28 protein-coding genes, 1 tRNA gene and 2 pseudogenes are annotated in these 25,473 nt (G+C 69.7%); 17 read left to right on the top strand and 14 right to left on the bottom strand.

Annotated elements, in window-relative coordinates; all coding sequences use genetic code 11:
- Positions 1-93 precede the first annotated feature (93 nt).
- Positions 94-285 carry a hypothetical protein gene (locus tag AC6RUA_RS05720; protein ID WP_499815480.1) on the bottom strand — a complete coding sequence of 64 codons (192 nt, stop codon included), beginning with the start codon at positions 283-285 and terminating at the stop codon, positions 94-96.
- On the opposite strand from AC6RUA_RS05720, the pseudogene AC6RUA_RS05715 reads away from it, so the two are divergent.
- Together AC6RUA_RS05715 and AC6RUA_RS05710 are read left to right on the top strand one after the other, a co-directional pair.
- Positions 220-1,441, top strand: a pseudogene (locus AC6RUA_RS05715) (DUF92 domain-containing protein); the annotation flags it as partial. The gene AC6RUA_RS05720 and the pseudogene AC6RUA_RS05715 overlap by 66 nt on opposite strands.
- Before the next feature lie 31 nt (positions 1,442-1,472).
- Complete coding sequence (locus AC6RUA_RS05710; protein ID WP_499814970.1) at positions 1,473-1,976, top strand: GNAT family N-acetyltransferase; 504 nt, start codon at positions 1,473-1,475, stop codon at positions 1,974-1,976.
- Here AC6RUA_RS05710 and AC6RUA_RS05705 read toward each other — a convergent pair.
- Positions 1,940-2,612, bottom strand: a pseudogene (locus AC6RUA_RS05705) (VTT domain-containing protein). The gene AC6RUA_RS05710 and the pseudogene AC6RUA_RS05705 overlap by 37 nt on opposite strands.
- A 125-nt stretch (positions 2,613-2,737) precedes the next feature.
- On the opposite strand from AC6RUA_RS05705, the gene AC6RUA_RS05700 reads away from it, so the two are divergent.
- The gene (locus tag AC6RUA_RS05700) at positions 2,738-3,127 is read left to right on the top strand and encodes a DUF5830 family protein (protein ID WP_499814969.1); all 390 of its coding nucleotides are present in this window, start codon (positions 2,738-2,740) and stop codon (positions 3,125-3,127) included.
- A 54-nt stretch (positions 3,128-3,181) separates the two neighbouring features.
- Here the strand turns inward: AC6RUA_RS05700 and AC6RUA_RS05695 are convergent, their stop codons facing one another.
- On the bottom strand, positions 3,182-4,192 hold the full coding sequence (locus AC6RUA_RS05695; RefSeq protein WP_499814968.1) for a DUF7115 domain-containing protein: 1,011 nt from the start codon (positions 4,190-4,192) through the stop codon (positions 3,182-3,184).
- Between the two features lie 133 nt (positions 4,193-4,325).
- Between AC6RUA_RS05695 and AC6RUA_RS05690 the strand changes: the two genes are divergently transcribed.
- Positions 4,326-4,474, top strand: a tRNA-Met gene (locus AC6RUA_RS05690).
- A gap of 212 nt (positions 4,475-4,686) precedes the next feature.
- Here AC6RUA_RS05690 and AC6RUA_RS05685 read toward each other — a convergent pair.
- The 3 genes from AC6RUA_RS05685 to AC6RUA_RS05675 all read right to left on the bottom strand — a co-directional run bounded on the left by AC6RUA_RS05685 (position 4,687) and on the right by AC6RUA_RS05675 (position 5,969).
- Positions 4,687-4,890: a hypothetical protein gene (locus tag AC6RUA_RS05685; protein ID WP_499814967.1), complete on the bottom strand. Its 204-nt coding sequence runs from the start codon at positions 4,888-4,890 to the stop codon at positions 4,687-4,689.
- Positions 4,891-5,053: 163 nt separating this feature from the next.
- A complete protein-coding gene (locus AC6RUA_RS05680) occupies positions 5,054-5,275 on the bottom strand; it encodes a hypothetical protein (protein WP_499814966.1) in 222 nt (73 codons plus the stop codon).
- On the bottom strand, positions 5,268-5,969 hold the full coding sequence (locus tag AC6RUA_RS05675) for a DUF7344 domain-containing protein (protein ID WP_499814965.1): 702 nt from the start codon (positions 5,967-5,969) through the stop codon (positions 5,268-5,270). Before AC6RUA_RS05675 ends, AC6RUA_RS05680 begins: the two co-directional genes overlap by 8 nt.
- 129 nt (positions 5,970-6,098) lie before the next feature.
- Between AC6RUA_RS05675 and AC6RUA_RS05670 the strand changes: the two genes are divergently transcribed.
- A complete protein-coding gene (locus AC6RUA_RS05670) occupies positions 6,099-6,410 on the top strand; it encodes a HalOD1 output domain-containing protein (RefSeq protein ID WP_499814964.1) in 312 nt (103 codons plus the stop codon).
- A 22-nt stretch (positions 6,411-6,432) separates the two neighbouring features.
- Here AC6RUA_RS05670 and AC6RUA_RS05665 read toward each other — a convergent pair whose 3' ends face one another.
- Positions 6,433-6,585 carry a DUF8595 family protein gene (locus AC6RUA_RS05665; RefSeq protein WP_499814963.1) on the bottom strand — a complete coding sequence of 51 codons (153 nt, stop codon included), beginning with the start codon at positions 6,583-6,585 and terminating at the stop codon, positions 6,433-6,435.
- A 311-nt stretch (positions 6,586-6,896) separates the two neighbouring features.
- Here AC6RUA_RS05665 and AC6RUA_RS05660 point away from each other — a divergent pair, with 311 nt between their 5' ends.
- The 3 genes from AC6RUA_RS05660 to AC6RUA_RS05650 all read left to right on the top strand — a co-directional run bounded on the left by AC6RUA_RS05660 (position 6,897) and on the right by AC6RUA_RS05650 (position 9,355).
- Complete coding sequence (locus AC6RUA_RS05660; protein WP_499814962.1) at positions 6,897-7,205, top strand: DUF8134 family protein; 309 nt, start codon at positions 6,897-6,899, stop codon at positions 7,203-7,205.
- Between the two features lie 85 nt (positions 7,206-7,290).
- Positions 7,291-9,054 (top strand): nitrite/sulfite reductase, encoded by a 1,764-nt coding sequence (locus tag AC6RUA_RS05655; RefSeq protein ID WP_499814961.1) that lies wholly within the window; start codon positions 7,291-7,293, stop codon positions 9,052-9,054.
- Positions 9,055-9,058: 4 nt separating this feature from the next.
- Positions 9,059-9,355 carry a DUF6360 family protein gene (locus tag AC6RUA_RS05650; protein ID WP_499814960.1) on the top strand — a complete coding sequence of 99 codons (297 nt, stop codon included), beginning with the start codon at positions 9,059-9,061 and terminating at the stop codon, positions 9,353-9,355.
- 7 nt (positions 9,356-9,362) lie between these two features.
- Here AC6RUA_RS05650 and AC6RUA_RS05645 read toward each other — a convergent pair whose 3' ends face one another.
- A complete protein-coding gene (locus tag AC6RUA_RS05645) occupies positions 9,363-9,485 on the bottom strand; it encodes a hypothetical protein (RefSeq protein ID WP_499814959.1) in 123 nt (40 codons plus the stop codon).
- Between the two features lie 334 nt (positions 9,486-9,819).
- Between AC6RUA_RS05645 and AC6RUA_RS05640 the strand changes: the two genes are divergently transcribed.
- Both AC6RUA_RS05640 and AC6RUA_RS05635 read left to right on the top strand, forming a co-directional pair.
- Complete coding sequence (locus AC6RUA_RS05640) at positions 9,820-10,053, top strand: hypothetical protein (protein ID WP_499814958.1); 234 nt, start codon at positions 9,820-9,822, stop codon at positions 10,051-10,053.
- A gap of 65 nt (positions 10,054-10,118) precedes the next feature.
- Positions 10,119-10,865: an HpcH/HpaI aldolase family protein gene (locus AC6RUA_RS05635; protein WP_499814957.1), complete on the top strand. Its 747-nt coding sequence runs from the start codon at positions 10,119-10,121 to the stop codon at positions 10,863-10,865.
- Between the two features lie 34 nt (positions 10,866-10,899).
- Here AC6RUA_RS05635 and AC6RUA_RS05630 read toward each other — a convergent pair whose 3' ends face one another.
- From AC6RUA_RS05630 to AC6RUA_RS05620, 3 genes are all read right to left on the bottom strand, one after another.
- Positions 10,900-11,079: a DUF8178 family membrane protein gene (locus AC6RUA_RS05630; protein WP_499814956.1), complete on the bottom strand. Its 180-nt coding sequence runs from the start codon at positions 11,077-11,079 to the stop codon at positions 10,900-10,902.
- Positions 11,080-11,140: 61 nt separating this feature from the next.
- The gene (locus tag AC6RUA_RS05625; protein ID WP_499814955.1) at positions 11,141-11,707 is read right to left on the bottom strand and encodes a DUF1684 domain-containing protein; all 567 of its coding nucleotides are present in this window, start codon (positions 11,705-11,707) and stop codon (positions 11,141-11,143) included.
- Between the two features lie 140 nt (positions 11,708-11,847).
- Complete coding sequence (locus tag AC6RUA_RS05620) at positions 11,848-12,528, bottom strand: DUF7282 domain-containing protein (RefSeq protein ID WP_499814954.1); 681 nt, start codon at positions 12,526-12,528, stop codon at positions 11,848-11,850.
- 355 nt (positions 12,529-12,883) lie between these two features.
- Between AC6RUA_RS05620 and AC6RUA_RS05615 the strand changes: the two genes are divergently transcribed.
- A complete protein-coding gene (locus AC6RUA_RS05615; RefSeq protein WP_499814953.1) occupies positions 12,884-14,041 on the top strand; it encodes a pyridoxal-phosphate dependent enzyme in 1,158 nt (385 codons plus the stop codon).
- A 154-nt stretch (positions 14,042-14,195) separates the two neighbouring features.
- Here AC6RUA_RS05615 and sucD read toward each other — a convergent pair whose 3' ends face one another.
- The 3 genes from sucD to AC6RUA_RS05600 all read right to left on the bottom strand — a co-directional run bounded on the left by sucD (position 14,196) and on the right by AC6RUA_RS05600 (position 17,767).
- Entirely contained in the window at positions 14,196-15,065 is an 870-nt protein-coding gene (sucD, locus tag AC6RUA_RS05610; RefSeq protein ID WP_499814952.1) for a succinate--CoA ligase subunit alpha, read from the bottom strand.
- The gene (sucC, locus tag AC6RUA_RS05605; protein WP_499814951.1) at positions 15,062-16,207 is read right to left on the bottom strand and encodes an ADP-forming succinate--CoA ligase subunit beta; all 1,146 of its coding nucleotides are present in this window, start codon (positions 16,205-16,207) and stop codon (positions 15,062-15,064) included. The genes sucD and sucC overlap by 4 nt, the downstream gene beginning before the upstream one ends.
- A gap of 189 nt (positions 16,208-16,396) precedes the next feature.
- On the bottom strand, positions 16,397-17,767 hold the full coding sequence (locus AC6RUA_RS05600; protein ID WP_499814950.1) for a M28 family peptidase: 1,371 nt from the start codon (positions 17,765-17,767) through the stop codon (positions 16,397-16,399).
- A 135-nt stretch (positions 17,768-17,902) separates the two neighbouring features.
- Between AC6RUA_RS05600 and AC6RUA_RS05595 the strand changes: the two genes are divergently transcribed.
- The 6 genes from AC6RUA_RS05595 (at position 17,903) to AC6RUA_RS05570 (ending at position 25,472) form a co-directional block, all read left to right on the top strand.
- Positions 17,903-19,381, top strand: a complete 1,479-nt coding sequence (locus AC6RUA_RS05595; RefSeq protein ID WP_499814949.1) for a metallopeptidase TldD-related protein — start codon at positions 17,903-17,905, stop codon at positions 19,379-19,381.
- 170 nt (positions 19,382-19,551) lie between these two features.
- Positions 19,552-21,279, top strand: a complete 1,728-nt coding sequence (locus AC6RUA_RS05590) for an ABC transporter substrate-binding protein (RefSeq protein WP_499814948.1) — start codon at positions 19,552-19,554, stop codon at positions 21,277-21,279.
- 23 nt (positions 21,280-21,302) lie between these two features.
- Positions 21,303-22,280 (top strand): ABC transporter permease, encoded by a 978-nt coding sequence (locus AC6RUA_RS05585; RefSeq protein ID WP_499814947.1) that lies wholly within the window; start codon positions 21,303-21,305, stop codon positions 22,278-22,280.
- 4 nt (positions 22,281-22,284) lie between these two features.
- Entirely contained in the window at positions 22,285-23,262 is a 978-nt protein-coding gene (locus AC6RUA_RS05580) for an ABC transporter permease (RefSeq protein WP_499814946.1), read from the top strand.
- Between the two features lie 76 nt (positions 23,263-23,338).
- Positions 23,339-24,388: an ABC transporter ATP-binding protein gene (locus tag AC6RUA_RS05575; protein ID WP_499814945.1), complete on the top strand. Its 1,050-nt coding sequence runs from the start codon at positions 23,339-23,341 to the stop codon at positions 24,386-24,388.
- A complete protein-coding gene (locus AC6RUA_RS05570) occupies positions 24,381-25,472 on the top strand; it encodes an ABC transporter ATP-binding protein (protein WP_499814944.1) in 1,092 nt (363 codons plus the stop codon). The genes AC6RUA_RS05575 and AC6RUA_RS05570 overlap by 8 nt, the downstream gene beginning before the upstream one ends.
- Position 25,473 lies beyond the last annotated feature (1 nt).

The following is a 25,473-nucleotide window of genomic DNA, read 5'->3' as shown; positions in this document are numbered from 1 at the left end:
GGTCGTCGGGTGACCGGTAAAAGGCTATCTCCCCGCCGCGACCGGCGGCGTCGGAGTGGACGAACGTGGGATGTCGGGAGCGTTAAGTGCGAGTCAGAGATACCGTCGGGCGTGAAACACCGACTCCGGCGTGCCGGGGGGTTCGCCGCGGTGGCGACCCTCGCGCTCGCGGCCCCCCGGTTCGGGTGGGCCGCCGCGGCACCCTTCGCCGCCGTAGCGGTGCTCGCCGCGTTCGTCGTCGACGACGGCCCGCTGTTCGAGTTGTTCGCCCGTCCGGGCGACCACGAGGACGGCCGGCTGAACGGGCTGGCGGGGTTCGCGCTGGCGGCGACCGGGCTGGCGATTCTGACCGCCGTCCAGGAGGCGCCGATGCCGGACGGCGTCTTCGTCGCGGCCGTGTTCGTGCTCGCGTTCGGAAACCTCGGCCGGGAACTCGTCCGGGCGAGCACGACCGACGAGTTCCTCACGACCGCCGGCTTCGTCGCCGGGGGTTCCTGGCGGGGGCGTTCGGACAGGTCGCCGTCGCGGCCGTCGACGGGTCGCTCGCGCCCGTCCGTCTCCCGGAGTTCGGTTTCCTCGCCGCGGTGGGGCGCTCGTGGCCGCGTTGCTCCGGTCGGTGCTGTTCGCCCGCGACGACGCGCTGGTGATGGTGTCCGTCGGCTTCCTCCTCTGGCTGTTCTCGGCGCTCGTCGGCACCGTCCCGGCGACGCTCGTCGCCGTCGGTCTCGGCATCGCGGTGGCGTTCGGCTGGCTGTCGTACGCGCTGGAGGCCGCCTCCATTCCCGGGATGCTCACCGGCGTCCTGCTCGCGGCGCTCACGGTCGTCCTCGGTGGGTACGGCTGGTTCGTCGTCCTCATCTCCTTCTTCTCGGTCGGCGCGCTCTCCACGAAGTTCCGCTACGACGAGAAGCGGCGCCGCGGCGTCGCCGAGGAGAACGATGGCGCGCGCGGGACGGGGAACGTCCTCGGGAACGCGCTGGTGGCGCTCGTGGCCGTGGTGGCGGCGGCGGCGGCCGCGCGCTTCCTGCCCGGCGTGGTCGTGTTCGGTTGGATGGTCCACGACCTGCTCGCGTTCGCGTTCGCTGGGTCGGTCGCGGCGGCGATGGCCGACACCCTCTCCTCGGAGTTCGGCGGCCTGTTCGACGACCCCCGACTGGTGACGACGCTCGAACCCGTCCCCCCCGGCACCGACGGCGCGGTGACGTGGCAGGGCGAACTCGCCGGCCTCGCCGGCGCGGCGCTCGTCGGGGCTCTCGCCGCGCTACTCATGCCCGTCGGGCCGCCGTCCACGGCGCTCGTCGTCGTCACCGCCGCGGGCGTCGTCGGGATGAGCGTCGACAGCCTCCTCGGGGCGACGGTCGAGGGCGAGCGGTTCGGAAACCAGACGGTGAACTTCCTCGCGACGCTGTCGGGCGCGCTCGCGGGCGTCGCGTTCGCGCTCGCCGCTTCGTCGTTGTGCTGGTGGTGTGACCGTGCCGCTCAGAACGGGGACCCCGGCGGACGGACCCGCCCTCCGCGCGCTCCAGTCGCACCTGCGCGAGCCGAGCCCGGACCTGCTGGCGCACGGTCTGCGGACGGGCGACGTGCTCGTGTGCGAGGCGGACGGCGTCCCGGTGGGGTACCTCCTCCCGGTCGACGGCGAGAACCTCCACGTCGCGGAACTGGTCGTCCACCCCGACCATCGGCGGGCGGGCCGCGCCGGTCGGCTGCTCCGGCGCGTGCTCGCGGCCGTCGACGGGCGGGTGACGCTGTTCGTCGCGCCGGAGAACGCGCCCGCGCTGGCGCTGTACCGCGGGATGGGCTTCCGCGAACTCGAGTGGCGACCGGGGTTCTACGAGGACGGCGACGCGCTCCTCATGGCGTGGACGTCGGACCCGTCCGACTCCACCGGCGGTCCCGGCCCGCGGGACGGGGGCGACTCGGGCGAGGCGGACAGCGGTCAGCGCTCGGGCGACGAGGCGGGCGAGCGCCAGTAGTGGCGGTAGAGCGGTCCGGCGAGGAGGAGCAGTCCGGAGAGCGCCGCGGCGGCGACCAGTCGCGGGTCGAACGCCGCGCCGACCCCCCCGGCGGCGACGCGGCCCGCCGACGCGCCGGCCACGGTGCCGGCGACGGCCCACGGCACCTCGCCGACGGTGGTTCCGGCGAGGAACGGACGAGGCGGACGCCGGCCAGCCCCGCGCCCACGTTCACCACGTCGGAGGGCGCGGGGACGAGCCGCGCGGCCGCGACGGACCGGAACCCGCCGCGACGGAGACGGCGCGCTCGCCCGCCCCGGCCGCGCGGACCGCGAGCGCGGACGCCCGCCCGCTCCCCCAGCCGCCGCGCCCGCGCCGCGCGAGCAGGTACGGCGGGACGCTCGTGAGCGTGATGAGCGCGAGCGCGAGCGGCGCGCCCGCCAGTCCGAAGCCGTAGCCGGCGACGACGGCGATGAGCGTCGTCGGCCACGCGAGAAACGGCCGGACCAGTGCGAGCAGGCACAGCGCCGCGGCCAGCCGGACCGGGTCGGCGGCGAGCCACGTCACCCGCGCGTACACGAGCGCGGGCGAGGCGAGCCACGCGGTCGCCGCGACGACGACGAGCGCGAGACCGGCGGCGAGCGCGCGGCGGTTCACGCCCGGCGCTCGGCGAGCGAGCGGCAAAAGCGGCGCGGTCGGTAGTGTGTCGTCCGACCCCCGCGTCTCCCCCGCCCTCCGAGCGCCGGCGGGCTTATGCCGCCGCCGGGGGAACGACCGACGACGTGCCGGACGAGAACGAGCGGCCGACCCGGAGTCGCGAGGAGACGGTCGAACTCGGCGTGGAACTGCTCGCGCACGTCGAGGACGACGAGCTGTCGCTGGCGGACGCGATGGACCGCATCGAGGCGGTGACGACCGACCCCGCGCTCACGCGAGAGATACTCGACACGGCGGACGTGCGCGGCGTCATCGACCGGGAGGACGCCCGCGTCCGGGTCCGGCGCACGGGCACGTTCGTCCGGTTCGACGCGCAGGTCGTCCAGCGCGAGGGGGAGTTCGAGTGCCGGCGCTGCGGCGCGGGCATCACCACCGGCCACTTCGTCCGGTTCGACGCCGGCGAACTCGGGCCGTTCGGCTCCTCGTGCGTCCGCAAGGTACTGGGGCGGGAGTAGCCCCCCACGAACCGGGGCGCGGTCGTCCCTCCGCCGGCGAGGCGGCGGTGGCCGCTACCGGCCCCGACGGAGTTCCTCGACGAGCCGCTCGATGAGTTCCGACTGGCGGTCGAGCCGCTCGCCCTGTCGCTCGACCGTCCGTCGGAGGTCGGCCAGCTCGGCGGCGGTGTCGTCCGTCGGCGTCGCCGTCTCGAAGCCCGACTCCTCGAACTCGTCCTCGACGACCGGCTCCCCCGCGGCGCTCCCGCCGTCGACCGACGCCGCGACGCCGACCGCCTCCGGGTCGCCGCTCCCGCCGACCGTGTCGGACGGCGGGTCCTCGCGCGTGGCGTTCGCCGCGTCCGTGACCGCCGCCGGCTCCGCCGAGAGGGGGTCCGGTCCGTCACCGAAGTCCACGTTGCTCGTCTCCTCGTCGTCGCCGTCGGCGTCCGCCGAGAGGTCGCGGAACGCGGCCAGCGTCGCCACGTCGTAGTGCGAACAGAGCGCGGTCGTGAGCGCCTCGCGGACGGCGCGCGCCTCCGCCTCCGGCGCCTTGAACCGCTCCTGTCGGTCGTTCGCCGAGAGGACGACCGACGTGGCGACGCTCCCCTCCTCGAACCGGAGGTCGGTCACGTCGTCGTAGTGGAACTCCTCGAACTCCTCGTCCCAGACGGCCGCGCCGACGTGCTTGACGAGCCGCGCGCTCGTGACGACGAGCGTGAGTTCCGAGAAGCGGAACGTCCGCTCGACCGTCTCGCCGGGGCCGGTGATACCGGCGGCGGACAGCACGCCCGCGAGCACCGGGTGGAGCACGCTCTCCATCCGTTTGCGGGGGAGCGTGACCGTCTCCTCGCCGTCCAGCCCGTAGTCGAGCGTCAGCTTCGCCTTCCGCCGCGACTCGGAGACCGAGACCCGCTCCGCGTCGTGCGGGTACTCCTCGACAGTCTCGTCGGAGAGTAGACCGTCCGCCCGGTAGACGAGCGTGTGCGTCGGCGTGACGACCAGTTCGTCGTCGCCCCCCAACTCGACCCGGGCGACCGCCTCCTCCCCGTCGAGCGCCCCCTGAACCAGGTCCGGCAGGCTCATGGCTTCGATTCACCGGTCGGATAGCTTAAATCCGTGGGTCAAATTGACGCATCGCGAGACCGCCGTGCGGCCGCGTCACGCGGTCGTCGCGGATGGGAAGGTTCAAGGGCGTCACCGCGCCACGTGAAGGTGAGCCGGGGTGGCTTAGCTGGACATAGCGCCGCACTCATAGGGTTTCGAGATTCGGTGCGGACCGCCTTGGAAGCCTCCGCCCCAACGGGGCCCGCCGAGCCTCGCACCTGGGTCATGCGGAGATCGTGGGTTCGGAGCCCACCCCCGGCATCCGTCCGCGTTCTCTCCTCCCGACGACCGCGTCCGAGAGCGGACTCGACTCCGAGTCGTCGGTCCCCCCGCCGGACGCCGACGGAGGCGCGCCGGACGAAGAACGGTCTCCTTCACGAGGTCGAATACCGCGCCGTCGACCCCGGTAGTCGAGCGGTCGTGTTCGCGTGACGGCGACCCCCACCTCGCCGAGCGTTCTCCGGTGCAGCGAGTCAGTCGTCGCGTTCCTCCCCTCCGTCCGCGGCCGGTGCTCCTGCCCGCACGATGCGCCGGTCGAGCACCACGTACGAGTCGGTGACCGTCTGCGTGGTCACCCGCTCTCGCGGGCGCTCGGTCCGGTCACCCAGCGCCTCCGTGGTGGCCCACCCGACCGTCTCGGCGCTCGTTCCAGAGCTCTGGTTGTCATCAGTTGACATACCACGCTCTCGGGACACCACCCAGATATGTACTGTGGAAGACGAGCGTAAACCTACACGAACTCGTCACCGACGTGACCCGGACTCACCCCATCGTCCGGCGTCGGCGACCGACTCGTCGTTCGAGTCGTTCTCGTTCGGCCGTTTTCGACCACCCGAGCACCTAGATGCCGTTCCCTCCCCCTGCCGCCCCGGTGACCGTCGCCAGCAGGTGGACCACGAGGAGTTCGGACCCGGGAACCAGAGCGGCGACCAGTACGTACCCCGTCGCGGACCACGGTCCGGTCGTCAACTGCCCCCACGCCTCGGCCACCATCACGAGGGCGGTCAGACTCACCACCAGACGAACGGCGAGGTACGTACCGATAGCTTGCGTGCTAGCCATACGCACGAAACGAATCTACTGGTATATAGTAATTAACCCGATACCACCGGCGTCCGGCCGGTACCCGAGCGTAGCGGGGCACGGTCGGGCCGACGACGGTAGTCTCGGAACCGCTCGCCGGCGGCGGGGAGCGACCCCGCTTTGACGAGGAGGACGCCCGTAGCTGGACGCGTATGAAAAACGGGGGTCCGCGGCTGGTGGGGTTGAGTGCCCCGACCCGCAGCGGGATGTGTGTCATACCGGCGTTCCGGCGGCTACTCGTTCGGTCGGCGACAACATAACCCTGCGGAAGAGTAAAACGCGTCTTTGAGTAACGGAGTCCGCCGTGTCGGCCGCTCGTCGGGGGGTTCGCTCGACGCTGACTGCCTACTCCCCGGGCCGTTCCAGCGCCCGCGAGACGTGACGGGCGCGTCGAACGCCGGCGAGTCGTCCACGGGCGTACCGCCACGTCGTCCGCCTCGTACTCGACGACGCCCGTCTCCCGCGCCTCCGGGAGGTGGGTGTGTTCGAGGTCGATTCTCACCCGCTCTCGTCGTTCGGCCGAGTGGTCGTGCTCCCGTTCCGAGCCTCCGTCTCGGCGACCGTGGCGGTGAGGCGGTCGAGAGGTACATCTCCCTGCCGTTCCCGGCGGTAGTACAGCGCGTATCGCGCGTCGGTCGTGAACGGCGTCCAGCGTGGTGTCGATGGAGGGCATCGTCGAGTCCTACTAGCTGATTTCCCATCTATTGAGCCTACGTTTAGTACTAGGTGGCAATTCTATTCGTAAACTCGTGTCTTAAATGAAGAGCAATCTATTATACCAGTTCGCTCGCCACGGGTAGCCATGGACGACAGTGGGGGAGACGGGCGGTTCGTACTCACCGACGACGCACAGGCATTCGAGACCAGGTTCGATAGCTGTCGGCCGAGCGTCGCCATCGTCAGGGCCATCGCGACGGTCGAGGGCGTTCCACCGACGCGAGTCGGCTTCTCGCTCCACGAGTACGTGGACGCCGACTCGCTCGACAGCCTGTTCACCCGTCCGCCCACGCCCGATTCGGAGACGGACCTGCGGGTCGAGTTTCCGGTCGAGGAGTACCTCGTCAGCGTCCGACCCGACCAGACGGTTCTCGTCACCCGGTGCGAGGACGCCTGAAACGCTCGCCGGGGACGGGGAGTTACTCCTCGGCGTCCGTCCGACCCTCGCGACGTTCGGCGATGTGTTCCCATATCTCGGTGCAGCCCGCACCGACGGGGACGTCGGTCAGGTGGTCGTCGTGCCCGCCGGTCCCGTCGCTCGACCCCTCCGCGTCGTCTCGGTCCGCGCTCACCGCTCGCGCTCCCCGGCGGCACTCGTTGCCGCCGCTCGTTCGAACAGTTCCGGTGCTACATCCGCGGACGCGTGTTCGGTCGGAAGTCGACGTTCCATACCGGCCGAAGGAGGCGGGGACGGGATAAGCCGCCGCACCCGACAATCCCTACCGTCGCTCCCCGGTACCGGACGCTGTTGCCGCCCTCCGACACGCCGGGAACGGCGAGATTCGACCGCCGTCACTCGGTTCGTCCGACTTCGTTCGTCGTCGGACGCGTCGCTCGTTGCGTCCGCCGACGCGGTTACCCCGCTCGGCCCCGAACGACGTCCGTGGTCGTCTCGTTACGCATTCTGGACGACGGCGCGTGGGTGTCCGTCGACGACGAACGACGGGTCCCGGTGAGCGAACTGTGGCCCATCACCGGTGTCTGTGAGTGCGCGCTCGCCGACTTCCTCGTGGAGGGGTTCACCGGCGTCACCGTCGACGGTCGGACCGTGAGCGTCGACGCGTACGGAACCTGTGTGCGCTGTGGCGCGTCGGCGACGGTCGGTCCCCTCCCGGCCGGCCGCGTCGTCGACGGGTCGTTCCACCCGCTCGCTACCGGTGCGGTCCGGGTCCCGTCGGCGGAGCGGGGGTAGCGGCAACGCTCTCTCCTATCGGGAAGCCGCGGGGAGGATTGACGGCGAGCGGCGCTTTACGCGTGTGGCTCGTCTCCGTACGCCCATGCCGACCGACGTGGAGCGATGGAAGTCCGAGGCGTATGGGGACGAGGTGCGAGAGCGCCTCTACGAGTTCGCGGAGGAGGGGTGGGAGTCCATCCCGGAGGACGAGCACGACGCCTGGTTCGAGCGGTTCAAGTGGTGGGGGCTGTACCACCAGCGGAACGGGCAGGAGAGCTACTTCATGATGCGCATCGGCACGCCGAACGGCGTGCTCGAACCCGGGCAACTCCGCGTCGTCGGGGAAATCGCCGACGAGTACGCCCGCGGCCCGGGCGAGAACCCCGAGTTCGGCGCGGCGTACGCCGACTGGACGACCCGCCAGTCCATCCAACTCCACTGGATTCGTCTGGAGGACGTCCCGGACATCTGGGAGAAACTGGAGGAGAACGGGCTGTCGACCCAGCAGGCGTGCGGCGACTCCTGGCGCAACATCGTCGGCTGTCCCGTCGCCGGCAAGGACGAACACGAACACGTGGACGCGCTCCCCGTCGCGATGGGGCTCCACGACACGTTCAAGGGCCACGAGGAGCACACGAACCTCCCGCGCAAGTGGAAGGTGAGCGTCACCGGCTGCCGGGAGGGCTGCGGGCAGGGGGACATCAACGACCTCGCCTACGAACCGGCCGAGAAGGACGGTCGCCGCGGGTTCAACGTCCGAGTCGGCGGCGGCCTCGCGCGCAACGAACCGCGCCTGTCCCGCTCGCTCGACGTGTTCGTCGAACCCGAGCAGGCGAACGCCGTCGGCGGCGCGCTCTCGGCGCTATTCCGCGAGTACGGCGACCGGGAGGACCGCTACAACGCCCGGATGAAGTTCCTCGTCGACGAGTGGGGCACCGAGAAGGTGCGCGAGACCCTTCAGGAGGAGTTCGTCGACTTCGAACTGGAGACGGCGGGCGAGGACCTCCGCGAGTCGTACACGTACAACTCCGGACGCGCGGACGGCGGTCACCACGACCACGTCGGCGTCCACGAGCAGAAGGACGGCGACTACTACGTCGGACTGAACGTCCTCGTCGGGCGGATGGGAGCGGCCGACGTGCTCGAACTCGCGGACCTCGCCGACGAGTACGGCTCCGGCGAGGTTCGGCTCACCCAGCGGCAGAACGTCCTCGTGACGGACGTGCCCGAGGAGAACCTCGACGCCCTGCTGGACGAACCGCTGCTCGACGACTACAGCCCGGACCCGCACCCGTTCATGCGCGGCTCCATCGCCTGCACGGGCACGGAGTTCTGCTCGCTGTCCATCGTGGAGACGAAGAACCGCCAGGTCCGGTACGCACGCTGGCTCAAGGAGAACGTCGACCTGCCGGACGGCGTCGAGAACTTCCACGTCCACCTCTCTGGCTGCACGGCCTCGTGCGCCCAGCCGCAGATCGCGGACGTCTCGCTGCGCGGGATGAAGACCCGCAAGGACGGCGAAGCGGTCGAGGCGCTCGACGTCGGTCTCGGCGGCGGACTGGGCGAGGACCCGCGCTTCGCCGACTGGGTCGAACAGCGCGTCCCCGCGGACGAGGTGCCCGGCGCCATCGCCAACCTCCTCGCCAACTTCGAGGAGCGCCGGGACGGCGACGAGAGCTTCCGCGACTTCGTGGAGCGCACCGACGAGGAGACGCTGGCCGACCTCGTCGAACCCGAGGAGACGGACTACGAGGACCCGTACATGCACAACACGAAGCTGACGTGGTACCCGTACGCCGAGGACGACTCGATGAACGACAGCCCCGCGCCCGCCCGCGTCGACGGGACGCCGCTCGCGGACGACTGAGTCGATGCCCGACAGGCTGCTCCGCGTCAACGCCTACACCACGTTCGACTACCTCGACGGGGAGGCCGAGGGTCACGACTTCACCGAAGCCGCGCCGGCCGTGCTCAACGTCACCGCGCCGCGGAAGAACCCCACCGAGGTGACGCTCGAACTCGAACTGGACAACACGGCTCTGGAGACGCTCCCGGCGCACGCCGACCGGGTCCACCTGTCGGCTGGCGAGGCACGCGAACTCGCCGAGGAACTCGAGGAGTACGCCGGCCGTGTCGAGGCGGCCACGGTGGCGTCCGACGAGGAGTAAGACGGCGCTACTCGGCGGTGCTCGTCTCTCTCGCACCGGGGAAGGACCGGTCGGCCAGCGGGCTATCGTCGTCGAGTCGGAGTTCCCCGCCCGAGGAGGGCGGGAGCGAGAATCGCGTGTTCCAAACCATACCACGACCGTCGACGCCGACCGTGCGCCTCAGCGCGCGAGCGGGGTCGTCCCGGGTCGTCTCCCCGTGAGAGCGTTCCAGGACTGCGCGCCGCGGAACCGGTCCATGGCCGGTCCGGCGCGCCGTTCCGCGTTCGGTCGGTCGTCCCCGTTCCATCCAGGGCGGGGACCCGTCGCGTCCATGTCTCGGGCCACCGCGTGACCCTACCGAGTCGGACGAGCGATTACTACGTAGTTACGGACTGCCTACGCGACCGGTTTCGAGGGGTAGGATCGGAATTCAGCGCCGAGAATTCGAGGAGTGGCTTTTTGACCGCGTTCGGACCAGTACGGGTGTGACACGCGAGCGAGACGCGGTCGACTACGCGGTAGTGAGTCTGGTCACACTACTCGCGTACCTCCACCTGCCGTTCCGGCCGGCGGTCCGGCGGACGCTCCGCGGGGCGGTCGGAACGGCCGCGTACCACGTCCGACAGTCACCGACCGCGGTCGTCGGACTCCTCGTGGTCGTCGCCGCCGTCGTCGGGGGCGTGTTCGTCGCCGGACTGGTCCGGCACGCGGCACGGTAACCGGGGGTGCCGGCAAGACGAGTGTCCACCCGTCGATTTACGGACCCGGACGCGAGCGGTGCGGTATGGACGAACCCATCCGCACGGCACTCCGCGAGGGCTGCCCGGCCGGCAGTTGGCTGTCGATACCGTCGCCCGTGGTGGCCGAACGGGTCGCGCTCACCGACACGGACTTCGTGGTCGTCGACACCGAACACAGCCCCGCGAGTATCGAGACGGTCGAGTCGATGGTCCGCGCCGTCGACGCCGCCGACGCCGGGACCGCGCCGCTCGTCCGGGTGGCGTGGAACGACCCCGTCAGAGTCAAACGCGTGCTCGACACCGGCGCGGCCGGCGTCATGGCTCCCCGGGTTGACACCCCCGCGGAGGCCGAGGCGCTCGTGGAGGCGGTCCGGTACCCCCCCGCGGGCCGGCGCGGCCTCGGCGCGACCCGGGCCTCGAAGTACGGCGAGGCGTTCGACGAGTACGTCGCGAGCGCGAACGACGAACTCGCCACCGTCGCGCAGGTGGAGTCGGAGACCGGCCTGTCGAACGCGGCCGACGTGGGAGCGGTCGACGGGGTGGACTCGCTGTTCGTCGGTCCCGCCGACCTCTCGGCCGCGCTCGGCGTCTTCGGCCGGTACGAGTCGGACCGGTTCGTCACCGCCGCGGAGTCGGTGCTGGCGGACAGTCCGGTCCCGGTCGGCACGCTCGCTACCTCGCCCGCGCAGGTCGACTACTGGGCGGACCTCGGGTTCGACTACCAGATCGTCGGCACCGACGGCGGAGCGCTCGCGCGCGGGTTCGACGCGTCGCTGTCGCGGTACCGGTGATGCGAGACCGTGTCGTTCGCCGGTCGGCCGAAACTCAGACCGGTCGGCCGCCCTCGCTCGTGCCGACGAGGTACGTCCCGAAGGTGAGAAGCGCCGCCGCGAGGACGAGGACGAGCGAGAACAGGCCGCCGCCGGTGTTCGGGGCGACCCCGGGGAAGAAGAGAGCCGTTCCGACGACCATCAACGCCGCTCCGATGAGCATCTGTCGTTCCATACTCGAGTTCGGGACGTGACGGTAATGAGGCTTACTTTCCGCGCTCGCCGCCGTCCCGGGGTTACGGCGCTCTCTCGCCCGCGCGCACCGCGACGTCGAGCCAGTTCTCCTCCGGCGGGAGCGGACACGCGAACGCGTCCGAGAACGCACAGAACGGCGTGTACGCCAGGTTGAAGTCCAGCGTCACCTCGTCGCCGTCGCTCAGGTCGGCCTGCGGGTGGAGGTCCATGTACCGCCCGCCGTCGTACGTCTCCTGTCCGGTCGTCTTGTCGCGAAACGGGACGAACAGCGCCTCCTCCTCCTCCTCCCGGCTGTAGGCGGTGAGCGTCGCGGCCTCGGTACCTCCGCTCTCGCGGGGCAGGGGGAACGAGAACGCGACCGCTCGGAGGTAGCGCATCGCCTCCCCGTTCCGGACGGTGAGGTCGACCGGTTCGGGGTCGTCGTGGACGCTCGCCGTCGCCGTCACCCGGTACGCCGGGTCGGGGTCGAAGTACGCCAGCCCCTCGAACGACTCGCGCTCCCCGGGCGAGAGCGGCGACTGGGGGTGGTCCGCGAAGAACTCGTCCTTCTCGGTGCGGGTGGCGCGCACCTCGTCGACCCAGTCGGTCTCGTCATCGGTCGGGGGCACGCCAGCGTGTTGCCGACCCAGACGTTTCAGTCTCGCGGCTTCGACGCCACTCGGGTTCGGAGACCGAGTTCGGAGGCGGCGAGCGACCGGCTGGTCGGTCGTATCGCCCGAGAACGCGAGAAGACTGCGGAGAGGTCGCGTTACCGCCGCAGCGCGAGCAGCGCGGCGCCGGCGAGCGCGACGAGTGCGGCGACGAGCGTGAAGCCGGGACCGCCGGTCGCGGTCTCCTCGGCCGCGGTCGTCTCCTCACCGCCAGCAGCCGTGGTCTCCTCCATCGCGGTGGTCTCTTCCATTGCGGTGGTCTCCTCCATCGCGGTGGTGGTTTCCTCGCTGGTTGTCTCTTCGCTTGTGGTGGCTTCGGCGGTGGATTCGGTGGTTTCGGTGGCGTTCGAGCCGGAGCCGACGGTGATGAACGCGGTGTCGCTCACCGCGTTGCCGTTGGAGTTGTTGTAGGCGGTGTCGACCGTGGCGTTGAACGCGCCGTCGCTGTCGTTGTCGCGGTGAATCTCGGCGATGGAGACGTCGTCGCGTTCGAACGCGGGCGACACCTCCACGGTGAGGTTCTCGTGGGACCCGGCGTCGAGCACCTCGGTGGTCCCGATGACGCCCCCGCTGGCGTTGTAGACGACCACGAACCCGCCCTCGGGCAGGGTGGCGGACTCGACCGTCACGGAGTCGGTCGCCTCCTGGTCGTTGTACGTGATGCTCGCGTTCGCCTCCTGGACCGTCGTGTTCGCGGCGGCCGCGGGGCCGGCCAGTGCGCCGGCGACGGCGAGAGCGGAGAGCAGTACCACAGCGGCGGTGAAGTGTACTCGATTCATGCTGGGTTCTCCGACGAGTCAGCGTCGGAACGTGTCTGGCCTATTCGACTAACGTAAATGAGTCCGTCGGTTTAAGCCCGGACTCTCAACCCGTATCGCGCTGATATACATCATTCGTCACGATATTCGAATTCGAACGTATTCGTCCCGTACCGACACGAACGCGGAAGTTCGGATTCGTTGTATTATGCTTCTTAGATTTACTGCGCTGATACAGCCGGCAGGCCGACGACCAAAATGTGTCTGTGAGTCGTGGCGTCGCTCGCTCGCCGAGGAACCGCGGAACGGTCGGCGCTACGCCGACATCCGCGCTCCCGAACGGGAGCTTTTAGCACCTCCTCCCCTCGGTACGCTCGTGCTCACCTGTTACGCCTGCGGTGCGCGCACCGACTCGGGACAGCGGTGCGACTGCGGCGAACCGCTGTGGTACGAGACGACGCCCGAGGGGTTCGCGTGGCCCGACCGCGATGGCGTCTGGGCGTTCGCGGACCTCCTCCCGGTCGACCCCCCCGAGTCGGGACTGGCGACGGGAGCGGGTGGGACGCCGCTCGTGCGTGCGCCGACGCTCGACGTCGAGGGGGCGCGCGTCCACGTGAAACTGGAGGGGACGAACCCCACGGGGTCGTTCAAGGACCGGGGGAGCGCCGTCGGCGTGACGGCCGCGCTCGAAGCGGAGACTCCGGCGGTCGGCACCGTCTCGCACGGTAACATGGCGGCGTCGGTGGCGGCGACGGCGGCGGGGACGGACCTCGACTGCGTGGTGCTCGTCCCCGCAGACATTCCCGAGGAGCGTCTCGCACGCGTCGGCGCGTACGGGCCGCGGGTCGTCCGCGTCGAGGGCGACTACGGACGTCTGTACCACGACGCCCTCGAACTCGGTCCCGCCGCCGGCATCGAGTTCGTCAACTCCGACTCGCCGCTCCGGGTCGCCGGGCAGAAGACGACGACCCTCGAACTCCTCGCGGCGTTCGCCCCGGACGCGCCGGACGCGGTCGTGATGCCGGTCAGCAGTGGCGGGCACGCCAGCGCCGCGTGGAAAGCGCTCAGGGAGGCCGAGGCGGCCGGTCTCGTCGACGACCCGCCGCGGCTCTACCTCGCGCAGGCGGCGGCCTGCGCGCCCGTCGCGGCGGCGTTCGCGCGCGGCGACGACGAGGTGACGCGCCTCGCCCCCGACGAGGTGGGCGAGACGGCGGCGTACTCCATCGCCAACCCCGACCCGCCTAGCGGGACGCGCGCGCTCCGGGCCGCCCGCGCCACCGACGGCGGGGTCGTCGCGGTGGACGACGACGACGTCCTCGCGGCGCGCGACTGGATGGCACGCACCGGCATGCGGGTCGAGGCGGCGTCCGCGACGCCGCTCGCGGCGCTCGGTCACCTCCGCGAACGTGGCGACATCGAGGCGGGCGAGCACGTCGCCCTCGTCGCCACCGGCGTCGGCTACGGCGGCGACGCGAACCCGCCGTCCGCCGAGACGGTCCGGCGGGAGGACCTGCGTGACGTGTTGAGCGGGTAGCCAGGCTCGTGACGGCGGACAAACCGCCGCTCGCCCGTCGCTCGTTCGTTCCACGGGCCGGACGAGCAACGCGCACTGCTCGGCTCGATTCGGCTCCCCTGGTGGACATAAAAGGGCGACCGAGGCGCGTCGCGCCGCGCCGAGGGAGGGCTTTTTAGAGGAAGTCCTCGACGTGGTCCGCGACCTCGTTCGGCGTGTCGCCGACCGGGACGCCGGCGTCGTTGAGCGCGTTTATCTTCGACTCGGCGGTGCCGGTGCCGGACCCGCTGACGATGGCGCCCGCGTGACCCATCCGCTTGCCCGGCGGGGCGGTGCGCCCGGCGATGAAGCCCGCGACGGGCGTGTCCATGTTCGCCGCGATGTACTGGGCGGCCTGCTCTTCGTCCTCGCCGCCGATCTCGCCGCACATCACGACCGCCTCGGTGTCGGGGTCGTCCTCGAACGCCTCGAGGGCGTCGATGAACGGCGTCCCGATGATGGGGTCGCCGCCGATGCCGACGGCCGTCGTCTGGCCGATACTCCGCTCCGTGAGGTTCGAGACGACCTGGTACGTCAGGGTCCCCGACCGGGAGACGAGTCCCACGTCGCCCGACTCGAAGATGTTGCCCGGCAGGATGCCGAGTTTGGTCTCGCCGGGGGTGATGATGCCCGGGCAGTTCGGTCCGATGAGCTGGGTGTCGACCTCCGAGAGGCGCTTGTTCACCTTCGCCATGTCCTGGGTCGGGATGCCCTCGGTGATGGCGACCACGAGGTCGAGCGGCGAGTCGAGCGCCTCGAACACCGCGTCGGCGGCGAACGCCGGCGGGACGAACACGACGGAGGCGTCCGCGTCCTCCTCGCGGGCGGCCTCGCGCACGGTGTCGTACACCGGGACGCCGTGGACCTCCTGGCCCCCCTTCCCGGGGACGGCACCGGCGACCACGTTGGTCCCGTAGTCCATCATCTGCCCGGCGTGGAACTCCCCTTCCCCGCCGGTGATGCCCTGTACCACGACCCGGGTGTCGTCGTCGACGAAAATACTCATTGGCGTGCCTCCTGGGCGTTCCCGACCGCACGCTGGACGGCGTCCTCCAGCGTCGATTCGACCTGCACGAGGTCGGTGTTCAGTATCTCCATCCCCTCCTCGGCGTTCGTCCCCGCGAGGCGGACGACGACCGGTTTGGGAATCTCGTCGAACTGGCCGAGCGCCTCGTTGATGCCCTTCGCCACCTCGTCGCCGCGCGTGATGCCGCCGAAGATGTTGAACACGACCGCGTCGACGTTCTCGTCGGAGAACACCATGTCGAGCGCGTTCGCCACCCGCTCAGCCTTCGCGCCGCCGCCAATGTCGAGGAAGTTGGCGGGTTCGCCGCCGTAGTGGTCGACCAGGTCGAGCGTCGTCATCACGAGGCCCGCGCCGTTGCCGATGATGCCGACGTTGCCCGACAGGCGGACGTAGTCGAAGCCGTAGTCGTTCGCCTTCGCCTCCAACTCGTCCTCTGCGGCCTCGTCCTCCATCTCCGCCAGGTCGGGCTGGCGGAACAGCGCGTCCTCGTCGATGTTCATCACCGCGTCGGCCGCGACTACCTCGCGGTCCGAGGTGACCATCACGGGGTTGATCTCGATGTCGGAGGCGTCCCGATCCTCGTAGAGGTCGTACAGCGTGGTGAGAATCGACGCCACGTCGCCGGCCACGTCGCGTTCGATGCCGGCCTCGTACACGACGCTGCGGGCCTGGTACGGGTGGAGACCGAACGCGGGGTCGATGTGTTCCCGGGCGATGGCCTCGGGCGTCTCCGCGGCGACCTCCTCGATGTCGACGCCGCCCTCGCGCGAGACCATGGCGACCGGTTCGCCCTCGCCCCGGTCCATCGTGATGCCCACGTACAGTTCGTTCTCGAAGTCGACGCCCGCCTCGACGAGGACCTCGTCGACGGTGTACCCCTTGAGGTCCATGCCGAGGATGGACTCGGCCGCCTCGCGCGCCTCCTCGTCGTTCGTGGCGATCTCGATACCGCCGGCCTTCCCGCGCCCGCCGACGTGTACCTGCGCCTTGATGGCCGCCGGGTAGCCGATGTCCTCGACCGCGTCCATGACCTCCTCGACGCTGGACGCGAGTCGCGACTCCGGCACCGGAATCCCGGCGTCGGCGAAGATGTCCTTCGCCTGGTACTCGTGGAGTTTCATTAGTGACTCAGCCGGTACGTCCCGCTTGGAGGAATTAGTAGTACCGAAACGTGCGGACGCGGTCCGGTCCGGACGGCGTGCGACGCCGCTCTCGTCGCGGCCCGCGACGCCGTTGCGGTACCCCGATACCGGGACGCTCCGGGCCGCTTCCGATTCGGGCGGGTCCGGAGGACGCCGGGCCGTCCCGCGTCACTCCACGCCGTCGACGTCGTCGAGGTCCTCGAACGGCCAGTTGCCGGTGTTGCGCATCCCCTCTTCGTACCCCTGCTCGACGGCCGCGTCGCGCACCTCCGAGACGGACTTGTGCTCGACCTCCCGGTCCGATTCGGCGAGTTTCACCGTACCGGTGGCGAGTCCGACCGCCAGGTCCCGGAGGTCCCGGAGGTCGAGTTTGTCGAGGGTGTCGCCGTGGGTGTGGCCCCACCCGCGGCCGCTCCCCTCCGAGAGCGACCGGGCCTGCGCCCCGGCGATGCCCTCCTGGACGAACGGCCAGTGGTCGCTGTGCGGGCGGATGCCCGAGTTGACGGAGACGGGGACCGAGAGCTCCTCGCTCGCCTCGCGGAACGCGTCGCCGATGGCGTCGAACCCGTGCGTGTGGACGTCGAGGTCGCGCGAGTAGCCGGCGCCGTCGACGTTGAGGATACACTTGACCTGGTCGTGGTCGTGGGTGGCGACCCAGTGGTACGCGCCGAACAGCCCCACCTCCTCCGCGCCGAACACGAGCAGTCGAACCCGCGTCTCCAGGTCGCCCTCCATCCGCGCGAGCAGGCGGCCCACTTCGGAGACGAGGACGGTGCCGACGCCGTTGTCGTTCGCGCCCTCCGCGACGTCGTGGGCGTCGACGTGCGCCGTGAGCAGGACCTCCTCGTCCGTGTCGGGGCCGACGACGGCCTCGACGTTGCGCGACTGTGAGGGTTCGTTTCGGCACGTAACCGACAGCGACGCCTCGACGGGTCCGTCCTCGCAGTAGCGGACGAGGCGGTCGCCCACCTCCTTCGAGACGCCCACCGCCGGGATGGAGCCGGGACCCTCGTCGTCGCCGATGCTGCCGGTCGGGGGGAGACACCCCTCGATGTGGTTGCGGAACAGGAACGCGGCCCCGCCGGCGTTGGCGGCCGCGCCGTACTTCTCGGCGCGGTGAATCCAGCGGCCGTACTCGTCGGGGGTGAGGCTCGACGCCATCACGATCTTCCCGTCGAGGTCCGCCTCCGCGAAGTCGTCGGGCAGGCCGTCGCCCACGTCGACGATCTCGGCCTCCACCTCGCCGCTCGGCGTCCCCGGGAGTTCGAGCAGTTCGTGTTGCGCGTCGAACGTGTGGACCCGGCCGGTGTCGACGGTGAGCGAGCACGACCCCCGCCACCAGCCCGGGATGTCGAACTCCTCGACGCGGGCCTCGCGGAGGCCGTGGTCCTCGAACGCGTCCCGGACGAGTTCCGCCCCCTCCGCTTCTCCCCGCTGTCCCGCCATCCGGTTGTCGACGTCGACGAGGTCACACAGCAGGTCCCACGAGTGGGTGCTGGTGTACGCGTCGCCGACGACGTCCGTGGTGAGCGTTGGCATCTGAACGGACGGAGGATCGGAAACGACGCACATGGCTATTTGGTTATCGGAAGGGAACGGGCGTCCCACTCGACGGGCGTCCGGCGTCGGTCGCCGTTGGGGTGAGTTATGACCCTGCGGCACCCCACCCGGAGCATGGACGAGACAGTCATCGACGCGAGCGAGGCGGTGCTGGACCGTCTGGAGGCCGACGAGGACGTCGCCTACGCCGAGGTCGGCGGGGTGTCGCGCCGGGTGACCGACGCCGTCGTGACCGACGAGGGCGTCCGGAGCGCGGCCGACATCGACGAGACGGGCGTCTGGTGGCGGCTGTTCGTCGAGGGGGCCGCCGACTACCGCTACGTCACCTCGTTCGAGGAGTCACACCTCGACGACGTCGTCGACCGCTCGCTCCGGTCGGCGCGGCTGCTCAACCAGTCCGCGCCGGCGTCGTACGACTGGGGGACGGTCCACCGCGCGACCCACCCGGGGTGGTCGCGCGGCGACCCCGACGCGCCCGGGGCGGACGCGGAGGCGCGCGCCGACCGCGTCCGGACGCACCTCGCGGACGCGCTCGACGGTCTCGCGCTCGACCGCACGCGGGCGACGCTCAGGGACGAACGCGTCGAGTCGCTCGTGACGACGACGACCGGGACCGCCGTCCGGACCGACCTCGACCGCTCGTCGGTCGAGACGACGGTCGCGCTCGCCGACGGGCCGACGCTCCACCGCCACGACGGGGCGACGACCGGCGGGGCGTTCTTCGACTCGCTGCCCGCCCGGTTCGCCGCCCTCGCCGACCGCGCTCGAACCGCGGCCGCGGCCGAGGCGGTCGGACTCGACGCGTCACCGCTCGAGGAGGGACGGACGGACGTGGTGCTCGGACCGCTCGCCGCCGGCGCGCTGATCCACCAGTTGGCGCACTACCTCGAGATGGACGCGGTGTACTTCGGAGCGAGTCCGTTCGCCGTCGGCGACCGCGTCGGCCCGCCGTCGCTGTCGGTCGCCGACACCGTCCAGCCGGGGTCGTGGGCCGCCCGCGCGTACGACGCCGAGGGGCGGCCGACGCAGTCGGTGTCGCTCGTCGACGACGGCGTCGTCACGAACCACCTGTACGACGTGGCCGCGGCCATCGAGGAGGACGGGTTCCCCGCGGGGCACACGGTTCCCAGCCTCGGTTTCGACGACCCGCCGCGAATCCACGCCCGGCACCTGGACGTGGCTGCGGGCGACGCGAGCGAGGCGGCCCTGCGCGCCGACGCCGACCTCGTCGTCGAGCGGTTCGGGACCCCCCGGCTGGAGAACGAGGCGACGCGGACGAAGCGCGCCAGCACGATGCCCCCGAGCGTGCTGTACGCGAAGGACATCGCGGCGACGACTCCGTCGGAGTTCCGCGACGAACACGCCGACCAGGCGATTCGGTTCCCGGTCGACGAGGGGTACCTCCTCCGCGACGGCGACCGGGCGTCGCGTCTCACCGGCGCGGCGGTCGTCTTCTCGCCGGCCGACCTGCGGGAGGCGACGCTCGGCGGTACGCGCCGGACCCTCACGGGTACCTGCGAGAAACACAAGTCGCGCCTGCCGTTCGCGGTGACCGCGCCCGCGGTGGCGTTTCGGACGCGGGTCGACGCATAAGTGGGGAAATATTGCTGCGACTGGCGGGGGTGCAGTCGGGCGGTGACCGACTTCATTACCGCTTGACTGCGGCACAAACTTTCCATGCAGTCGAAATTACGACCTGGATGTCTCCTACTCTACGGACGAGGTAGAGTTTTATAGACAAATGTATACCCACATCACGTCTCATGACAGAGCCACGTAGCGACCCGACACGTCGGCGGTTCCTGAAGCTCACCGCGGCCGGTGGGACCATCGGAACGACGGCGTTGGCGGGCTGTTCGGGCGAGAGCGAGTCGACACCCGCGGAGACCGAGAGCGGCGGCGGGTCGACCGACGGCGGCGAAACCGAGAGCGGCGGCGGCGAGACGACGGAGTCGTCGGGCGGCGCGGCGGGCGAGCAGCTCCCGTCGTACACCTACCTCAACAACCCGGCGAACTACAACGCCGCGCGCCACGACGCCATCAACCTCATCGGCACCCGGCTGAACGACCTGGGACTGGACGTGAGCGTCGAGGTGTTCGAGTGGGGGACGCTGTACGAGCGCGCGACCCAGCAGTTCGACTTCGGGTTCACCACCTGGAGCCGCGGACTGGGCATCTACCCCGGTACCCGGATGCCCGAGCAGTTCCACTCCTCGAACACCGAGCCCGGCAGCGGGAACTTCACCGGGTACGTCAACGAGGAGCTCGACCCGATACTGCTGGAACAGCTCCGGGCGAGCGACCGGTCCGAGCGGGTGGACCTGCTCCACCAGATTCAGGCGACCATCAACGAGGACGTGCCGATGCACCCCATCGTCCAGATGCCGAACCTGGTCGCGTACAACAACAACCAGGTGAGCAACTGGACCGACCACCTCATCGGCTACTACCACATGGAGCCGCAGGTCAACCTCGAGGTGACGGCCGACCACGGCGAACTCCGCGGCTCGTGGTCCGAGACGCTCGGTACCCTCAACGTGCTCGGGTACAACAACGAGACGAAGCTCATCCACCAGTTCGAGATGCTGTACGACAAGCTGGTGCGCAACAACGGCGACGTCGAGCCCGACCCGGAACTCAGCCTCGCCACCGAGTGGGAGAACCCGGACGAGACGACGGTGCGGTACAAGATTCGGGAGGGCCACTCCTGGCACGACGGCGAGGACGTCACTCCCGAGGACGTGAAGTTCACGCTCGACTACATCAAGGAGAACCAGATCCCGCTGTACGCGACCCAGTGGGAGATGTACGACTCCGTCGAACTCGACGGCCAGTGGGTGCAGGTCAACTTCGCGAACCCCGTCGGCCCGGTCCACCAGACGTTCTCCAACCAGATTCCCATCGTCCCCCAGCACATCTGGTCCGAACGGAGCGACCCGAACAACGCGTCGGTCACCGAACCCGTCGGGAGCGGCCCGCTGATGTTCGACTACTGGGACCAGGGGAGCGAAATCAGCCTCGTCAAGAACGAGAACCACTGGAACACGGTCAACTACGACCGCCGCATCTGGCGCATCATCCCCGAGAGTTCGACCGTCTGGTCGCTGCTCCTGGACGGCGAGCTGAACTACCTGCCGTTCTCGCGCATCGGCAAGCCGATGAACGACAACCAGAGCAAGGACCAGATCAGCGTCCAGCAGACCCCCGGCGACGGCTGGTGGCACCTGAGTCAGAACACCCGCCAGGCGGGACTGGACGACCCGGCGGTCCGGCAGGCCGCAGTCCACGCCATCCCGAAGCGGGCCATCAACGAACAGCTCCTGTACGGGTTCGCCACGCAGGGGTGGAACCTCATCGGCGAGTCGTTCGGCGACTACAGCAACCCGGACGTGCCGAAGTACCAGGAGGAGGACGGTATCGAGGTCGGCAAGGGCGTGATGGAGGAAGCCGGCTACACCTTCAGCGACGGCATGGCTCACTTCCCCGAGTGAGCCGCGGTCCCCTCTCGTAAACAATGGGCAAACTAAATTTCTTCGTACGGCGGACGGCGCAGTTGGTGGTGACGCTGTGGGCAGTGGCGACGGCGCTGTTCATGCTGTTCCGGTTGATGCCGGGAGACCCCACATCGTACATCGTCTCCCCGCAGATGACCCCCGAGGTGCGCCAGCGAATCATCGACAGCTACGGGCTGAACGACCCGCTGTGGGTCCAGTACCTCCGGTACATCGAGAACCTGGCCACGTTCAACCTCGGTCGGTCGTTCAACACGAACGCGCAGGTGTCCGACATCCTCGCGACGTACCTGCCGAACACGCTGGTGTTGATGCTGTCGGCGTTCGTGCTCGCGTACGCCATCGGCGTGACGCTCGGCGTGCTCACCGGCTGGTACCGCGGGTCGCGGTTCGAGAAGACCACGGTCGTCACGGCGCTCGTCGGGCGGAGCATCCCGAGCTTCTGGGTCGGCATCCTCGTCATCTGGGTGTTCGGGGCCACGTTCGGACTCATCCCGCTCAGCGGGATGACGAGCATCGGCACGGAACCGTCGGGCTTTCTCGACATGGTGACCTCGCTCGACTTCCTCCACCACCTCGTCGCCCCGATGTGCGTGCTCGCGTTCTACTACATGGGCTACCCGCTGCTCATCATGCGAAACAGCATGCTCGAGACCCTCTCGGAGGACTTCATCGACATCTGTCGGGCGAAGGGGCTCTCCGAACGCGCCATCATGTTCAGACACGCCGCCCGGAACGCGATGCTCCCCGTCCTCACCGCGGCCGCCATCGCCGTCGGCTTCGCCATCGGCGGGAGCGTCCTCATCGAGACGGTGTTCGGGTGGCCCGGAATCGGCCGCGAGATGATTCGGGCGGTCCTGCGACGCGACTACCCGGTGGCGCAGGGGACGTTCCTCGTCCTGGCGCTGTCGGTGGTCCTGATGAACTTCGTCGCGGACCTGCTGTACGGGGTGCTCGACCCGCGGGTGACGTACGACTAGAGACATGAGCCAACAACACGAACGGTCGATATTCGCCGACATCGAGGAGTACGAGTCCGACGAGGAGTTCAGCACCTGGCGGCGCAACGCCCGCCTGTGGCGGGCGACGCTCGCCGAGCAGTGGAACCTGCTGACCGACGACCGACTGGTCGTCGCCGCGATGGGCGTCATCGGCGCGTTCAGCCTCATCGCCCTCCTCGCCCCGTACCTCGCCCCCCACCCGCCCACGGAGCGACTGTACACCGAGGGCGGCCTCATCGCGAAGTGGATCGAGCCGTCGTTCCTCGGCGGCGAGGGCGGCTACGTCCTCGGCACCACCGCCCAGGGGTACGGCATTTTCAGCCAGCTGGTGTACGGCGCGCGGCCGGCGCTCATCGTCGGCCTGGTGGCGGCGGTGATGACCGTCGGCATCGGGACGATGGTCGGGCTGACGGCGGGCTACTACGGCGGCTACGTCGACGACTTCCTGATGCGGCTCGTCGACTTCGTCTACGGGCTCCCCCTGCTCCCGACGGTCATCGTGCTCGTGACCGTGCTCGGGCCGGGGCTCGACAGCATCATCTTCGCGTTCGTCTTACTCCAGTGGCGCACCTCCGCCCGGGTCATCCGGTCGCTGGTGCTGTCGCTGCGCGAGCGGGCGTTCGTCAAGGCCGCCCGGGTGTCGGGCGCGAGCAACTGGCGCATCCTCTCGCGGCACATCGCGCCGAACGTGCTGCCGATGGCGTTCCTCTACGGTGCGTTCGCCATCGCGTGGGCCATCCTGACCGAGGCGGGCGTCTCCTTCCTCGGGCTCGGCGATCCGAACAGCGTCTCGTGGGGCGTGATGCTCCAGGGCGCGCGCGTCTACAACGCGATGGCCGAGGGGACGTGGTGGTGGTTCGTGCCGCCGGGCGTCTGCATCGCGCTAGTCGTCATCAGCGGGTTCCTCATCGGTCGCGGCTACGAGGAGATCGTGAACCCCGAACTGCAGGTGGAGCGATGAGGCCGGCACCCCCCGCCGTGTTCCGCGTCGAAGCGACGGCGGACGAACCGCACGGGTCGGCCGGAGGTGGTCGCTGATGGCGATGCTCGAAGTCGAGGACCTCGAGGTGTACTACGACACCGAGGAGGGCGCCGTCCAGGCGGTCGACGGCGTCAGCTTCGAGATTCAGGAGGGGGAGAACCTCGGCATCGTCGGCGAGTCGGGCTGCGGAAAGAGCACGCTCGCGAAGGCCGTCATCGGCATCCTCCCGCAGAACGGCTACATCAACGGCGGCGAGATACGCTTCCGCGGCGAGGACCTCACGGACGTCCCCGAGCGCCGCCGCCGGGAACTCCGGTGGGACGAGATATCGATGATCGCCCAGTCGGCGATGAACGCGCTCGACCCGGTGTACACCATCCGCGAGCAGATCATGGAGGCCATCGAGGCGCACTACCCCAAGTGGGGGAAGACAGAGTCTCAAGAGCGCATCGACGAGATGTTCGACTTGGTGGGCCTCGACCGGGAGCGCCAGACCGACTACCCCCACCAGTTCTCCGGCGGGATGCGCCAGCGGGCGATGATCGCCATGTCGCTGGTGCTGGAGCCGTCGCTCATCCTCGCGGACGAGCCGACGACGGCGCTCGACGTCATCATGCAGGACCAGATTCTGAAGCGCATCAACGAGATTCAAGACGAGACCAACGCGTCGATGATGGTCATCACACACGACGTGGCGGTGGTCGCGGAGACGTGCGACCGGGTCGTGGTGATGTACGCGGGCGAGGTCGCCGAGGAGGGCCCGTCCGAGGCCATCTTCGACCAGCCGTACCACCCGTACACGCTCGGGCTGAAGAGCGCGTTCCCGAACATCCAGGAGGCCGACCAGGACCTCGTGAGCATCGGCGGGCATCCGCCGGACCTCCACGACCCGCCGGTCGGCTGCCGGTTCGCCGAGCGGTGCCCGCTGGCGACGCCGATCTGCTCGCAGGAGCCGCCGCCGGAGGTCGAGGTCGGTGGACTCCGGTCGTACTGCCACCACGTCGACGACATCGACGCGCAACTCCGGCCGGTCGCCGACCAGGCGGAGACGTGGCAGAACGCCCAGAACGACGCCGCCGAGGAGGGAGGTGTCGCCGATGACTGACGACGACGTGCTCGTCCGCGTCGACGGGCTGAAGAAGCACTTCCCCGCGGAAAGTGGCCTCGTCAGCAGTCTGATGAACACCGTCCGCGGTCAGGAGCCGAAGGCGGTCCACGCCGTCGACGGCGTGTCGTTCGAACTCCACGAGGGGGAGACGTTCGGCATCGCGGGCGAGTCCGGCTGTGGAAAGACCACGACCGGCATGTCGCTCGTGAAGCTGTACGAGCCGACCGACGGGAGCATCTACTACGACGGCGAGGACATCGCGAACAAGACCGGGTCCGAGCTGTCGAACTTCCGGCGGAACGCCCAGATGATATTCCAGGACCCCTTCGAGAGCCTGAACCCGCGGATGACGGTGTACGACACCGTGGTCGAACCCCTCCGCATCCACGACAGGCCGAACCAGCGCGCGCGCGTCCGCCGCGCGCTGGAGTTCGCGGGGCTCCAGCCGCCGGACCAGTACTTCGACCAGTACCCCCACGAACTCTCCGGGGGGCAGCGCCAGCGGCTCGCCATCGCGCGCGCGTTGGTCATCGACCCGGACTTCATCGTCGCCGACGAGCCGGTGTCGATGCTCGACGTGAGTCTGCGCGCGGGCGTACTGTCGCTCCTGGAGCGGATGACCGACGAGTTCGGCCTCTCGGTCGTCTACATCAGCCACGACCTCTCGCTGCTCCGCCACATGTGCGACCGGCTCGCCATCATGTACATGGGGAAGATCGTCGAGCAGGGGCCGACCGAGCAGATAATCACCGACCCGAAGCACCCCTACACCCGGTCGCTCATCGACGCCGTCCCGGTGCCCGACCCGAACTCGCAGCGCGAGCGGGTCGAACTGGAGGGCGAGGTTGGCGACGCCATCAACGTCCCGAGCGGCTGTCGGTTCAAGAACCGGTGCGAGGAGTACATCGGCCCGGTCTGTGACCAGGTCGTCCCGCCGCTCGAACGGAAGGCCGACGTGGACGACGAACGCGAGGTGGCGTGTCACCTCTACGAGAGCGCCGAGGGGTTCGACCCCGAGGCCGAACTCGACCGGGCCGGCAGTGAGGCCGGCGACCCGGCGCGGGCGTCGAGCGACGACTGAG

The organism is Halorarum sp. SLYT50 (assembly GCF_059821265.1).
This window is presented reverse-complemented; position numbering and strand designations above follow the sequence as displayed.